The 13,371-nt window shown below is 60.7% G+C and carries 11 protein-coding genes and 2 pseudogenes; 8 read left to right on the plus strand and 5 right to left on the minus strand.

The genetic code is table 11. The annotated features are described in order from the left end of the window. Positions 1 to 202: 202 nt before the first annotated feature. Together CO660_RS16300 and CO660_RS16305 are read right to left on the minus strand one after the other, a co-directional pair. A pseudogene (locus CO660_RS16300) lies at positions 203 to 388 on the minus strand (PfkB family carbohydrate kinase); the annotation flags it as partial. 56 nt (positions 389 to 444) lie between these two features. After that, positions 445 to 897, minus strand: coding sequence for a helix-turn-helix domain-containing protein (locus CO660_RS16305; RefSeq protein WP_097599584.1), 453 nt, complete (start codon positions 895 to 897; stop codon positions 445 to 447). A 346-nt stretch (positions 898 to 1,243) separates the two neighbouring features. Here CO660_RS16305 and CO660_RS16310 point away from each other — a divergent pair, with 346 nt between their 5' ends. From CO660_RS16310 to scpA, 5 genes are all read left to right on the plus strand, one after another. Next, complete coding sequence (locus CO660_RS16310) at positions 1,244 to 2,446, plus strand: MFS transporter (RefSeq protein ID WP_097599585.1); 1,203 nt, start codon at positions 1,244 to 1,246, stop codon at positions 2,444 to 2,446. Positions 2,447 to 2,739: 293 nt separating this feature from the next. Further along, on the plus strand, positions 2,740 to 3,579 hold the full coding sequence (locus CO660_RS16315) for a MetQ/NlpA family lipoprotein (RefSeq protein ID WP_097599666.1): 840 nt from the start codon (positions 2,740 to 2,742) through the stop codon (positions 3,577 to 3,579). Between the two features lie 88 nt (positions 3,580 to 3,667). Beyond that, complete coding sequence (locus CO660_RS16320) at positions 3,668 to 4,750, plus strand: methionine ABC transporter ATP-binding protein (protein WP_097599586.1); 1,083 nt, start codon at positions 3,668 to 3,670, stop codon at positions 4,748 to 4,750. Then, positions 4,731 to 5,384 (plus strand): methionine ABC transporter permease, encoded by a 654-nt coding sequence (locus CO660_RS16325; RefSeq protein WP_097599587.1) that lies wholly within the window; start codon positions 4,731 to 4,733, stop codon positions 5,382 to 5,384. Before CO660_RS16320 ends, CO660_RS16325 begins: the two co-directional genes overlap by 20 nt. Positions 5,385 to 5,500: 116 nt before the next feature. After that, on the plus strand, positions 5,501 to 7,639 hold the full coding sequence (scpA, locus tag CO660_RS16330; RefSeq protein ID WP_097599667.1) for a methylmalonyl-CoA mutase: 2,139 nt from the start codon (positions 5,501 to 5,503) through the stop codon (positions 7,637 to 7,639). A 45-nt stretch (positions 7,640 to 7,684) separates the two neighbouring features. On the opposite strand, the gene CO660_RS16335 is transcribed toward scpA, so the two are convergent. Next, positions 7,685 to 8,845 carry a fumarylacetoacetate hydrolase family protein gene (locus tag CO660_RS16335; protein WP_097599588.1) on the minus strand — a complete coding sequence of 387 codons (1,161 nt, stop codon included), beginning with the start codon at positions 8,843 to 8,845 and terminating at the stop codon, positions 7,685 to 7,687. Between the two features lie 364 nt (positions 8,846 to 9,209). On the opposite strand from CO660_RS16335, the gene CO660_RS16340 reads away from it, so the two are divergent. Together CO660_RS16340 and CO660_RS16345 are read left to right on the plus strand one after the other, a co-directional pair. Further along, complete coding sequence (locus CO660_RS16340; protein ID WP_097599589.1) at positions 9,210 to 10,220, plus strand: Gfo/Idh/MocA family oxidoreductase; 1,011 nt, start codon at positions 9,210 to 9,212, stop codon at positions 10,218 to 10,220. Positions 10,221 to 10,230: 10 nt separating this feature from the next. Then, the gene (locus CO660_RS16345) at positions 10,231 to 11,325 is read left to right on the plus strand and encodes a Gfo/Idh/MocA family oxidoreductase (protein WP_097599590.1); all 1,095 of its coding nucleotides are present in this window, start codon (positions 10,231 to 10,233) and stop codon (positions 11,323 to 11,325) included. A gap of 4 nt (positions 11,326 to 11,329) precedes the next feature. Here CO660_RS16345 and CO660_RS16350 read toward each other — a convergent pair whose 3' ends face one another. Continuing rightward, on the minus strand, positions 11,330 to 11,839 hold the full coding sequence (locus CO660_RS16350; protein WP_097599591.1) for a GNAT family N-acetyltransferase: 510 nt from the start codon (positions 11,837 to 11,839) through the stop codon (positions 11,330 to 11,332). 142 nt (positions 11,840 to 11,981) lie between these two features. On the opposite strand from CO660_RS16350, the pseudogene CO660_RS16355 reads away from it, so the two are divergent. After that, positions 11,982 to 12,373, plus strand: a pseudogene (locus tag CO660_RS16355) (VOC family protein). A gap of 47 nt (positions 12,374 to 12,420) precedes the next feature. Here the strand turns inward: CO660_RS16355 and CO660_RS16360 are convergent. Further along, positions 12,421 to 13,341, minus strand: a complete 921-nt coding sequence (locus CO660_RS16360; RefSeq protein ID WP_097599592.1) for a helix-turn-helix domain-containing protein — start codon at positions 13,339 to 13,341, stop codon at positions 12,421 to 12,423. Between the last annotated feature and the right edge of the window lie 30 nt (positions 13,342 to 13,371).

Raw genomic sequence — 13,371 nt, forward strand, 5'->3', positions numbered from 1 at the left:
ATTCGTAATGTAATAACATTACGAAGCCAATTAGCGTGCTTCGAATGCAGGCGCAAGGAGAAAACTGCTGATGCGTGTCGCTTGGGGGGCATCATGCATGACACCAAGTCAATTCGAGAGGCGCCCGTGCAGCGAGAGCTACGATCGGGCAGACATATGGCTATCGCAGTGAACCCGATGCAGAATGCTCCGCAATCAGCACGAAAGCGCCGTGGAAGATGTCGCCCGCCGCAAGCGTGTCGATCGCTCTCACCTTCGGAGCGGCAAGGTGACGGATGTCGCCGCTTGGGTCGTCGAACCACAGGGAGCCATTTTCGCCAGCCGTAACGCTGATGAAGGAATGTTCGAATTTCCGCTTCAGCAGACCAACGGTCTCGACGAGATCCGCCGTTCCTTGCCAGATCACCCGAGCCCGAGCTCACAGGAGAATTGCCACTTGGCCAGCTACTCCAGAGGCGGACGGGTGATATCCGCTATCGAAGGCAAAGCCGGACCGCTTTCCGCCTGAGCCATCGCTTTCACCAATGCGATGATCGTTTCACGAATATCGGGATTGGCAATCTTCAGAAAGGCGCGGTTAAGCACCAACCCCTCTTTCGTTCGCAGGAATTCTGCGACGGGGTCGGCATTGTCCGGCAGCGTCAACCCCTGAAGGCTCAATGGCTGCGACTCGTTCTGCTCGAAGAAGAAGCTCGGAGAGGTGTGAAGCACTTCGGCGATTCGCTGCAAACGGCTCGCACCAATGCGGTTGATGCCCTTCTCGTATTTCTGAACCTGCTGAAAAGTCACGCCGATCTGGTCGGCGAGCCGCTCCTGGCTCATTCCAAGCAGCTGCCGGCGTGTTCTGATGCGCGCGCCGACGTAACTGTCTATGGCATTCGGTGTCTTGACATTCATCGCGTGTTTTCAGCCTCGATCGGATTTCAATCGGCGCAGCTGTAGTACCCCTGTAAGCAGTTTTCCACGGTTGTTTTCATGTAGTATAGCATGCATGCGATGATCTCGGCTGACTGTGATATGAAAACCCCCGTCCAACACACGGCCAGCGACGCAAGCGCCGGTCGGGCAATAGGCAAATCAAACAAAAGCCGTACCGATCCTGGCCAAACCGGGCTGGTGATCGTTGCCCGGCCTGCGGTAAATGTCTTTCAGCGACCGTCGCTCGACAGTCTTGCCAGCCCCGATCGCCCAAAATCCATGAGAACGACACGGCACTAATCGTGCCTGTGCAGGAGGGATATTGATGGCAACCGTTGCCGAGCGAGCGCCCCGTTTCGAAAAGACGACGATGTCCATTCTGATGGCTGTCAGCTTCTGCCACATGCTGAACGACATCATGCAGTCGCTGCTCGCCTCGCTCTATCCATTGTTCAAGGCGAATTACGATCTCGATTTTGTCCAGATCGGCCTCCTGACCATGACGTTCCAGGTCACGGCGTCTCTGCTGCAGCCGGCGGTCGGCATCGTCACCGATCGCTGGCCGATGCCCTATTCGCTGCCGGTCGGCATGGCCAGTACCTTTTGCGGCCTCATTCTGCTCGGCAATGCCGGCAATTTCGCGCTGCTGCTGGTCGCGGCGAGCCTGATCGGTTTTGGCTCGGCGGTCTTCCATCCGGAATCCTCGCGTGTTGCCCGTCTTGCCTCCGGCGGCCGCCACGGTTTCGCGCAGTCCTTTTTCCAGGTCGGCGGCAATGCCGGCCAGGCGATCGGCCCACTGCTCGCCGCCTTCATCGTGCTGCCGCTCGGGCAACACAGCGTCTCCTGGTTTGCCGCCATCGCCATGGTCGGCATGGTCGTGCTGAGCTGGGTTGGCAGCTGGTATATGAGCCACAGGCGTCAAAACGCCAGCAAAGCGGCCGTCAGCCGAACCCTGCCGCTGCCGCAGAACCGCGTCATCTGGGCGCTGCTGATCCTGGTGCTGCTGACGGCGACGAAAAATGTCTACATGGCGAGCGTCTCGAGCTACTTCACCTTTTATGTCATCGACAGGTTCGAACTCAGCGTGCAGCAGGCGCAGCTGATGCTTTTCCTGTTTCTCGGCTCGGTCGCCGTCGGCACGTTCCTCGGGGGACCGATCGGCGATCGCTTCGGTGCCCGTTTCGTCATCTGGTTTTCGATCCTCGGCGTCATTCCCTTCGCGTTGCTGCTGCCCTATGCCAATCTTTTCTGGACGTGCGTGCTCAGCATCGTTATCGGCCTGGTCTTCGCGTCCGCCTTCTCGGCGATCGTCGTCTTCGCGCAGGAACTGGTGCCCGGCCGCGTCGGGCTGATTGCCGGCGTCTTCTTCGGCTTTGCATTCGGGGCAGGGGGGCTAGGTGCTGCGCTGCTTGGCGATTTTGCCGACACTCACGGCATCGCCTTCGTCTACCGCATCTGCTCCTACCTGCCGCTGCTCGGCCTGCTGACCGTCTTCCTGCCGCGCATTCCGAAACACACGCGGGCCTGAGGCCATCCTCGACGTCGCGATTGGCATATCGAGCTCCGGAAGTGTGTCGTCCTTTGGCCGCCGTGGATGGAAACGGCGACCGGAGGCGCGTTCTCCTTCTTTAGAATCTGCTCATAAGCCGCAATTAATCCATAAATTTGATGGAAAATTTATGCTGCCAGTATTGATGGCACGGCAAGAGTTTTTCCGACCCTTCCTGGACATCAGACATTCTTGCTTCGCCCGCGATCCAGCCTTTTGACATGATCAGCCGGCTCGGGGCGCTCGGCCTCATCAGTCAGACGGGATATAAAATGACCAAGAACAAAAAACTTCACGGCCTCAATTTTTCGCGCCGCGCGGCTCTTGCGGCCGCCGCTGTTTCCGCAGCTGCCCTTTTAGTCTTTGCCGCACCGGCACCTTCCTTTGCCGAGGACAAGTCGATCAAGGTCGGAATCATGGCCGGCGAGGATGAGGATGTATGGCGGGTGGTGACCAGCGAAGCCACCAAAAAGGGCCTCAAGATCGAGACCGTCATCTTCAACGACTACACTCAGCCGAACGAAGCGCTGGAGCGCGGCGAAATCGACGCCAATGCCTTCCAGCACAAGCCCTATCTCGACAACCAGATTCAGCAGCACGGCTATCACATAGTCCCCGTCGGCTATACCGGCGTCTGGCCGATCGGCCTCTATAGCAAGAAACACAAGGCCGTCGCCGAGATCCCCGAAGGCGCCGTCATCGGCGTGCCGAACGATCCCTCGAACGAAGGCCGGGCGCTGCGCGTTCTTCAGAGCCAGGGCTTGATCAAGTTGAAGGACGGCACCGGCATTCTCGCAACCGTCGCCGACGTCACCGACAATCCGAAGAAAATCGAGATCAAGGAACTCGATGCCGGCATCGTCGGCCGCTCGATCGACGATCTCGACGCCGGCGTCGTCAATACCGACTGGGCTCTGAAAAGCGGTCTTTCTCCGGCCGAGCGCATCGCGCAGGAGCCGATCGCCGACAACCCGTACCGCAACTTCATCGCCGTCAAGGAAGAGAACAAGAATGCGGATTGGGTCAAGACGCTGGTGTCTTCCTACCAGAACGACACCGTCAAGGCCGAGTTCGACAAGGTATACAAGGGGACGGGTCTCAGCGCCTATTGATCCGAAACTGGGCCGCGGTTAAGGCCTGCCGAAAGGCGGCCCGGGCGTTCCTGCCGGGGCCGCCTTCAGCATTTGTAGGGAAAAGTACATGAACTCCGTTGTTTCCAGGGCGGCGATCGAGCCGGGGCCGCAGGCGGCCGAAGAGGTGGTGAAGCTTATCGACGTGAAGCGTCGGTTCGGGGCCACGCCGGCACTTGACGGTATTTCGCTGAGCGTGAACAGGGGCGAGATCCTCGGCATCATCGGCCGCAGCGGCGCCGGCAAGTCGACGCTGATCCGCTGCTTGAACGGGCTGGAGCGCGCCGATAGCGGCGAAATCCGTATCGACGGCCGCGATATTACCCGGCTTCAAGAACAGGAACTGCAGCCGCTGCGCCGCCGCATCGGCATGATCTTTCAGCACTTCAACCTGCTTTCGGCCAAAACGGTGGAGGACAATGTTGCCCTGCCGCTGAAGATCGAGGGTATTGCCAAGGCCGAGCGCCTGAAGCGGGCCCATGAACTTCTCGAGCTCGTCGGTCTTGCCGACAAGGCGCAGGCCTACCCCGCCTCGCTCTCAGGCGGCCAGAAACAACGCGTCGGCATCGCCCGGGCGCTGGCGGCGCGCCCGGCGCTACTTCTCTCGGACGAAGCGACATCGGCCCTCGATCCTGAGACAACCCGATCGATCCTAACCCTGCTCAAGGATATCAATCGTAAGCTCGGACTGACCATACTGCTGATCACGCATGAGATGGAAGTGGTGCGCGGCATTGCCGATCGCGTCGCGGTCATCGATGCCGGACGGATCGTCGAGGAGGGCCAGGTCTGGTCGGTCTTCGCCAATCCGCAAACTGACATCACCAGGAGCCTGCTTGGCGGCATCCGCCCGCAACTTCCCGATCACATTCTCGGCCGGCTGTCGGCGACGACGGGCAGTGAAGTGATCCTCAGTGTCGATCTTGCCGGGCCGCAAGCGCAGGGGGCGCTGTTTGCCGAACTCTCCGCGGCTCTGCCGCATTCCTTCCGCCTCGTCCATGGCGGCATCGACCATATCCAGAACCAGCCGGTGGCGCGGTTCTTCATCGCCGTTCCCGCGCGCGACCCAGCGCTTGCCGGAAAGGTCGAACAATTCCTGACGGCCCGGTCCGCCCGGGTGGAGGTGCTTGGTTATGACGCCGATCATGCTTGAACTGCTTCTTCGCTCGCTTTGGGAGACGGTCCTGATGACTGTCGCCTCGGGGGTGATTTCGCTCGTCGCAGGTCTGCCGCTCGGCCTTGCCCTCGTCGTCACGGCGCGCGGCGGCATCGCCGAAAATCTCTGGATCAACCGCATCCTCGGTGCCGCCATCAACGGCTTCCGCTCGGTGCCATTCATCATCCTGCTGGTGGCGCTGATCCCGCTGACGCGGCTGATCGTCGGCACCGCGCTCGGCACCGGGGCCGCCATCGTGCCGCTCGCCATCGCCGCGACACCCTACTATGCGCGCATCGCAGAGGTGTCGTTGCGAGAGGTCGACCGCGGGCTGATCGATGCCGTGCGCGCCATGGGCGGCAATCGCTGGACCATTATTCGCGAGGTGCTGGTGCCTGAAGCGCTGCCGGGCATCGTCGCCGGCTTCACCGTCACCCTGGTGACGCTGATCGGCGCCTCGGCCATGGCGGGCGCGATCGGCGCCGGCGGCCTCGGCGATCTTGCCATTCGCTATGGCTATCAGCGCTTCGAAACCAATGTCATGATCGCAGTGGTCGCCGTCCTCGTCATCCTCGTCTGCGGCATCCAATGGCTCGGCGACCGACTAGTCGCCAAGCTCGACCACAGATAGGTCACAGTCGGAGGCTTGCGGCGGGTGAATGGCTTGCTGTGTTAATTGTCCTAAGGCTGTATCGCGTGATCCACCTGTGAAGTGATAAGGTGGCCATGAAGCAGCCGGAGGAACGCATGACGAAGAAGACGCTGTCGGATTGGGCGGAGCTTGCGCAGAAGGAGCTGCGCGCCTCACCCGAGACACTGACCTGGCACACGCCGGAAGGCATCGCTGTCAAGCCGCTCTATACCGCTGAGGACCTCGAAGGCGCCGCGCATCTCGGCTCGCTGCCCGGTTTTGCGCCCTTTACCCGCGGACCGCGCGCGACGATGTATGCCGGCCGGCCATGGACCATTCGCCAATATGCCGGCTTCTCCACAGCAGAGGAATCGAACGCCTTTTATCGCCGCAATCTCGCTGCCGGCCAGAAGGGCCTGTCGGTCGCCTTCGATCTTGCCACCCATCGCGGTTATGACAGCGACCACCCTCGCGTCGAGGGCGATGTCGGCAAGGCGGGCGTCGCGATCGACAGCGTAGAGGACATGAAAATCCTGTTCGACGGCATTCCGCTTGGTGACATGTCGGTCTCAATGACCATGAATGGCGCCGTCATTCCGATCCTCGCTTCCTTCATCGTCGCCGGCGAAGAGCAGGGCGTGCCGAGGGCCGAGCTGTCGGGAACCATTCAGAACGACATCCTCAAGGAGTTCATGGTCCGCAACACCTATATCTATCCGCCAGAACCTTCGATGCGGATCGTTGCCGACATCATCGACTATACGGCAAGGGAGATGCCGAAATTCAACTCGATCTCGATCTCCGGCTATCACATGCAGGAGGCCGGCGCGACGCTGGTCCAGGAGCTTGCCTTCACGCTGGCCGACGGCCGCGAATATGTCAGGGCGGCGATCGCCAAGGGCCTCAACGTCGATGATTTCGCCGGAAGACTCTCCTTCTTCTTTGCGATCGGCATGAACTTCTTCATGGAGGCGGCGAAGCTGCGCGCCGCCCGGCTGCTCTGGACCCGCATCATGGAGGAGTTCCGGCCGAAGAAGGCATCCTCGCTGATGCTTCGCACCCATTGCCAGACCTCCGGCGTTTCATTGCAGGAGCAGGATCCCTACAACAACATCATCCGCACTGCCTTCGAGGCGATGTCGGCCGTGCTCGGCGGCACGCAGTCGCTGCACACCAACTCCTTCGACGAGGCGATTGCGCTGCCGACGGAAATCTCCGCCCGCATCGCCCGCAACACCCAGCTAATCCTCCAGCATGAAACCGGAGTGACCAAGGTGGTCGATCCGCTGGCGGGCTCCTATTATGTCGAGAGCCTGACGAAGGAACTTGCCGACAAGGCCTGGGCTCTAATCGAGGAGGTGGAAGCGCTTGGCGGCATGACGAAGGCTGTCAACGACGGTTTGCCGAAGCGGCTGATCGAGGAAGCGGCGGCGCGCCGCCAGGCCGCCGTCGACAAGGGCGAGGAGGTCATCGTCGGGGTTAACCGCTACAGGCTCGACAACGAACAGCCGATCGACATTTTGGAGATCGACAACAGCGCAGTGCGCAACGCGCAGATCCGCCGCATCGAGGAGACGAAGCGGCGGCGCGATAGCAGCGCCGTGCGCGAAACGCTGGCCGCCCTGGCAGAAACCGCACGCAGCGGCAAGGACAATCTGCTGGCGGCCGCCATCGAGGCGGCGCGCGCCCGCGCCACTGTCGGCGAGATATCGGATGCGATGCGCGCTGCCTTTGGTGATCATGCCGCGACACCTGATGTCATCAGGGGAGTCTATGGCGAAGCCTATGACAATGAGCCGGAACTTGCCGTCCTGAGGGAGCGTATGGCAGGGGTGACGGAAGCGATGGGGTACCGGCCGAAAATCATGGTCGCCAAGCTTGGTCAGGACGGGCACGACCGGGGCGCCAAAGTGATCGCCTCGGCCTTCGGCGACATCGGCTTCGACGTGCTCGCCGGTCCGCTGTTTCAGACGCCTGACGAGGCTGTCGAGTTGGCGCTTGATCGAAAGGTCAATGTCGTCGGCGTCTCGTCGCTCGCCGCAGGCCACAGGACGCTGCTGCCGCAGTTGGTCGAGAGGCTCAGGGAAAAGGGTGGCGACGATGTCATCGTCGTCTGCGGCGGCGTCATCCCACGACAGGACTATGAATTCCTCCATGAACACGGCGTTGCGGCCGTGTTCGGCCCGGGCACGAACGTTCTGGAAGCGGCAAACTCCGTTCTCGACCTGCTAGAGGGCAAACGGCGAAACCAGTAGTTCATAAAATCTGCGCAGCCGGAGGCAACCCGCTGCGCACTTTGCTTAGAGCAACCCGCGCGTCGCAAGGTTGCGCATCAGCGCCGATATGCCGAAGGTCCACGGCGGGCATTCGGTGGAGAGGCGCACGGTATTGACGAGCGTGCCGAGCCCGGCCGAGGAAATCTCGACGACATCGCCGATCTTGTGCGTAAAGCCTTGCTTCGGCGCATCACGGTCCTGCGTTGGCGCAAACAGCGTTCCGAGAAAGAGCATGAAACCATCGGGGTATTGATGATGAGGGCCAAGCGTCTGTTTGACGAGATCGGTCGGGTCGCGGCTGATCTGCGACATCGAGCTTTTCCCATGCATCACGAAGCCATCTTCGCCCGTCACCTTCAGATCGAGTTCGGCCCTGCGCACCTCATCCAGCCCATAACCGGCATCGAACAGCCGGACGAACGGACCAATCGAGCAGGACGCATTGTTGTCCTTGGCCTTGCCTAGCAGGAGCGCCGAGCGCCCTTCGACATCGCGAAGGTTGACGTCATTACCGAGCGTCGCACCCTTGATTTCACCGCGGCTGTTGACCGCGAGCACGATTTCCGGCTCCGGATTGTTCCATGTCGAGATCGGATGCAGGCCGACATCGGCACCCCAGCCGACCGAAGAGAGCACCGGCGCCTTGGTGAAGACCTCGGCATCGGGGCCGATGCCGACCTCAAGATATTGCGACCACATGCCCTCGTCGATCAGCGCTTGCTTGACCTTGGCGGCCTCGGGCGAACCGGCCGTGAGGTTGGTGAGACTGCCGCCGATCAGCGCGCTGACGCGCTCACGGATCGAGGCGGCACGATCGGGATTGCCGGCCGCCTTCTCCTCGATGACGCGTTCGATCATCGACTGGGCAAAGGTGACGCCGCAGGCCTTGACCGCCTGCAGGTCGGCGGGCGCTAGGAGGTAGGGCCGTCCGGCATCCGGTTTTCCGGTGCTGTTGGCGGCAATCTCCTCCAGAGGACCGATCTCCTTGCCACTTGCGGCTCGGACGAAGCCCGCGGCATTCTGGCTCTCGACCAGGGCGCTCAGCGTCGGCGCCTCGTGCGAGGTGATGTCGATGAGCATTCCGTCACGAAGCGTCACGATGCTCGGGCCGGCAACTTCGGGATTCCAGACGCGCCCGACAAAAATTCCGCCGCAAGCGGCAGCATCGAGAAGGGGATGAGACATGGTGATCCTCCGTTACAGGCAGCGGCGAGCGCTCTTGAAAGAATTCCGAGATTGTTGCCGCCCTCCAGCCCGGCGGCCGCCGAAATCGATCACATTCGGCCGAGCGGAGCAAGATAGGCGGGGAAAAAGACTTTTGCCGGATCGGATTGAGCGGATCTGCTGCCTGCATCAATTCGAATGAAGGTCATAAATAACTATTTAGATACATAATAAGCTTTATTTTTCAGATGGTTGAATACGAACACTGGCGATTTCACCCCCCAGCTTGCCTTGACAGGAGCCAGCTTTCGTTATCTGTTTTGGCCGATATGGAGGATGCCGGCACCAGCCGGCCGCACGAAAATCCCGGGAGGATATTGCAGCGATGTTGAGATTTGCCGTCGTCGGAATCGACCATGGGCATACGTTCGATCACGTGAAGGGACTGCTCGCCGCAGGCGGCGAGTTCGTTGGCTATTGCCCGCAGACCTCCGTGCCGGCATTGCGGGAAGCCTTCGAGAAGACCTATCCCGATGCGCCGCAGATCGACCGGGAGAAACTGTTCGACGATCCCTCGATTGATGTCATCTGCATTTCCGCCATTCCGCGCGACCGGGCCGGGCTCGCCATCCGCGCGATGAAAGCGGGCAAGGACGTGATGACCGACAAGCCGGGTGTGACGACCTTTGCCCAGCTCGAGGAGGTTAAGCGCACCGTTGCCGAGACCGGCAAGATCTTCTCCATCTGCTTTTCCGAGCGCCATTGCGTGCGCTCCGCCGTCAAGGCCGGCAAGCTGGTTAAGGAAGGTGCGATCGGCAAGGTCATTCAGACGCTCGGCGTCGGTCCGCACCGGCTGCAGCTGCCGACCCGACCCGATTGGTTCTTCGATCCGGAATATTTCGGCGGCATCATCGTCGACATCGCCTCGCACCAGGTCGATCAGTTCATGTTCTATACCGGCTCGACCTCGGGCGAAGTCATCGCCAGCTCGATCGGTAATTTCGGCATGCCCGATAAACCCGCCTTCCAGGATTTCGGCGAGGTACTGCTGCGCTCCGACAAGGCGGCCGGTTATGTCCGCGTCGACTGGTTCACCCCGGAGGCGCTGCCGACCTGGGGCGACGGCCGCCTCACCATCCTCGGTACGGAGGGTTATATCGAGCTGCGCAAATATATCGATATTGCCGGTCGGCCGGGCAAGGATCACCTCTTCCTCGTCAATGGCAGGGAAATGACCCATATCGATTGCAGCAGTGAGAAGCTCGATTATTTCGACGCGTTCACCGCCGATGTCGCTAACCGCACGCAAACGGCGATGACGCAGGATCACGTTTTCGAAGTCTGCCGGCTTTCGCTCGAAGCCCAGACGAAAGCCGCGCGTATCGGCGCTCGCTGAGGAGGATATCATGGCCAGAAAATTACGCGTCGGCGTTATCGGCGCTGGTATTGCCGCGCGGCACCTGACGGGCTTCGGCTGGAACAAAGATCTTTTCGAGGTTCCCGTCCTTTGCTCGCTGGACGAGGATCGCGGCCGGGCGCTGTGCGACGAATTCGCCATTGCGGAATATACGCAGGATGCGGATTCGCTGTTTGCCCGGAACGATCTCGACATCATCGACATTTCGACGCCACCGAGCTCGCATTTCGAACTCTGCCGCAAGGGAATCGAATCCGGCAAGCATGTGATTTGCGAGAAGCCGCTCTTCGGCTCGATTGCCGAAGTCGATGAGATGGGCCGCATCCTCGCCCGCTTCCCGGGCAGGAAGCTGATGCCGATCTTTCAGTATCGCTACGGCTCCGGCCTGCAGAAGCTGAAACTGCTGATCGAGCAGGGCCTTGCCGGCAAGCCGTTCCTGACGACGATCGAGACCCATTGGTGGCGCGGGCCGGATTATTACGCCGTGCCGTGGCGCGGCAAATGGACGAGCGAACTCGGCGGCGGCCTTCTCGGTCACGCGATCCATGCCCATGACATGCTGAATTATGTGCACGGTCCCTGCGCCGAAGTATTTTCCTATGGGGCGACGCTGGTCAATCCGATCGAGGTCGAGGATACGGCCGCCCTCTCGGTGAGAATGCAGAATGGCTCGCTGGCGACGCTGTCGATGACGCTCGGCTCGCGCAAGGAAATCTCACGGCTGCGTTTCTGCTTCAGCGATCTCGTCGCCGAGAGCATCCTCGAACCCTATACGATGGGCCGCGATCCCTGGGTCTTTACCGCCGGAACCGAAGAGCACCAGGCGCGGGTCGATGCGGCGCTCGCCGCCTATGTGCCGGGCGAGGATGGTTATACCCGCCAGTTCGAGCTTTTCCACAGGGCGATCGTCGAGGACACGGAACCGCCGGTGACGTTGCAGGATGCCCGCAATTCGCTGGAGCTGGTGACGGCCGCTTATTTCTCCCAGCGCACCGGCCGGCCGACGCCGATGCCGATTGCCGCCGATCATCCGCTCTATCGCTCCTGGCTCCCGGAAGAACAGCGTAGGTCCGACGGCCTCTGAACGATTACGCGGTGGATGCCGGGCGGCGCTTGGCATCCACCCTGAAACGCTTCTTGATCCGATCGACCGGAGTTCCGTCCAAAAGCGGGACCTGAATGAGCCGGTCATAAGGCTCAAAGCCCATCTTTGTGTAATAGGCAAGACCTCCGACATTGTCGGCACGAATGGTCGCATTGATGAATTCAAGCCCGAGTTCCTCGGCTGCTGCCAGCGTCGCCGGAAAAAGGGCGCTGCCGACGCCGGAAATTTTGGGGTTCATGCGGGCAAATGTCGCGATATCGGCATAACCTCTCGGCGGATCGCCGTAGAGACTCAACGACTGGAAGCCGGCAAGCGACCGATCATGCTCCGCGACATGACAGATAAGGGGGAACTCGCCGTCGATGTACCAATCCGCGAATTCCGCAGCCGTCAACGGCGTCTCGAGTGCGGTTGTTCCGCCGGCCAGAATGAGTTTGTTCAGGAGACTGCACAGCTCCTCCGAGTCGGCGGATACCGCCCTTCGAATATGCATATGGTTCTGACCCCGTTTTTACTCCCACCGTACAGGTGACGTCCACAGAGCACAACCAACTGCCTCGTCGACTGCCGTCAACGCCCTTCGATCCTCCTTGAAAGCCTTAGACCTTTTGCAATCCGAACCGAGAGAAGCACCCATGCTGAAATCCTTCGAACACGTCGGCATGACGGTCAGTGACATGGACCGCTCCGTCGATTTTTACTGCAGTCTGTCGGCCTGCGCCTGCATCTGCGCAAGAGGATGGCCGATGGCGCCGAGATCGCCTTTCTCGATGCCGGCGGCGGCATGCTGGAAATTTTCGCGCCGGCAGAAGGCGCGGCGAGGGCGGTCGACGTGCCGGACGGTGCGGCCGGCCTGCGCCACCTGACCTTCCTGTTCGAAAATGTCGAGGTGACCTTCGCTCGTCTGGAAAAGGCCGGCGTCGAGATCAAGGAGCGGCCGCGTCTGGCAATCAACACCGAGGTTCTGCACAAAGTCGCCTTCGTTCGTGATCCCGATGGCATCCAGATAGAGCTCGCCGAGAGGTAGCTCAGCGTTTGGAGCCGCCGATGACGGTCACCGAGGTGAAACATGCGTTAGTTGCGGAAGGCGCCGGCGGGCATCGTCGTCACCAGGCGGATGTCGCGACGGAAATCGGATGGCGACATGCCGGCGATGTGGCGGAAGGATTTGTTGAAGGCGCTGATCGAGCCGAAACCGCTGTCCATCGCCACCTGCAGAACATTGGCGCCTTCGCTCATCAGCATTGCCTGGGCGCGAGACAGCCTGAGCAGCGTCACATATTTGCTGAGCGTCATGCCTGTCGATCGCTTGAAAAGATTCATGGCATATTTCGGATGCAGATCCGCGGCGCGAGCGATATCGACCGAATCGATGTCCTGGAGGAAATTGGCGGCGATGAAATCGCACATGCGCGCGACGCTTCGCGAGGAGTTGGGATGCAACTGATCGCCGTCCAGGCTGGCGGTCGTCTTCGATGTCGTCATCGAATAGGGTTCGAATGCGATACGCTCGATGCGCAGCAGCAATTCGTCCACGGCATGCTGGGCCTTGGCGGAATCACCGGAATTGGCATAGCGAAACCAGCGAGCGAAGTTTTCGTTATCAGCAGCGTCCGTTGCCGAGGTCAGCAACGTCTCACCTTTCATAAGACGACTGGAAATGCTGAGCGGCAGGCGCAGCCGGAAGAAATAGACAAGCGGCAGGTGAGCACCGGCATAGAGCGAATCATCTGACGATTCGTCCATCTGATGCGGCTGCCCACCCCAAAACAGGCACATATCACCGGCGTTCAGCCGAAACGCGTGATCGTTCATGCGGTAATGCACACTTCCGCGCATGACATAGTTGATCTCGACCTGCGCGTGCCAGTGCGGCATGGCCATGACAGGCGGGTGCGCGTGAAACATCTGCAGTGCCGTCGGCGAACCCTCGATGCTGCTAGCGCCGGGCTGATAGATTGCGCGCGTGCCGACCTTACTTTCCGCCAAATCCATATTCCCTTTTTAGGAGACAGCCGCTCCCTT

Source organism: Rhizobium sp. L9, from assembly GCF_002531885.1.
Taxonomy (GTDB): domain Bacteria; phylum Pseudomonadota; class Alphaproteobacteria; order Rhizobiales; family Rhizobiaceae; genus Rhizobium.

Bases quoted from the DNA above. Each gene is read 5' to 3' on its own strand.
- CO660_RS16305 (WP_097599584.1), bottom strand. From the start codon at position 897: ATGAATGTCAAGACACCGAATGCCATAGACAGTTACGTCGGCGCGCGC.
- CO660_RS16310 (WP_097599585.1), top strand. From the start codon at position 1,244: ATGGCAACCGTTGCCGAGCGAGCGCCCCGTTTCGAAAAGACGACGATG.
- CO660_RS16315 (WP_097599666.1), top strand. From the start codon at position 2,740: ATGACCAAGAACAAAAAACTTCACGGCCTCAATTTTTCGCGCCGCGCG.
- CO660_RS16320 (WP_097599586.1), top strand. From the start codon at position 3,668: ATGAACTCCGTTGTTTCCAGGGCGGCGATCGAGCCGGGGCCGCAGGCG.
- CO660_RS16325 (WP_097599587.1), top strand. From the start codon at position 4,731: ATGACGCCGATCATGCTTGAACTGCTTCTTCGCTCGCTTTGGGAGACG.
- scpA (WP_097599667.1), top strand. From the start codon at position 5,501: ATGACGAAGAAGACGCTGTCGGATTGGGCGGAGCTTGCGCAGAAGGAG.
- CO660_RS16335 (WP_097599588.1), bottom strand. From the start codon at position 8,845: ATGTCTCATCCCCTTCTCGATGCTGCCGCTTGCGGCGGAATTTTTGTC.
- CO660_RS16340 (WP_097599589.1), top strand. From the start codon at position 9,210: ATGTTGAGATTTGCCGTCGTCGGAATCGACCATGGGCATACGTTCGAT.
- CO660_RS16345 (WP_097599590.1), top strand. From the start codon at position 10,231: ATGGCCAGAAAATTACGCGTCGGCGTTATCGGCGCTGGTATTGCCGCG.
- CO660_RS16350 (WP_097599591.1), bottom strand. From the start codon at position 11,839: ATGCATATTCGAAGGGCGGTATCCGCCGACTCGGAGGAGCTGTGCAGT.
- CO660_RS16360 (WP_097599592.1), bottom strand. From the start codon at position 13,341: ATGGATTTGGCGGAAAGTAAGGTCGGCACGCGCGCAATCTATCAGCCC.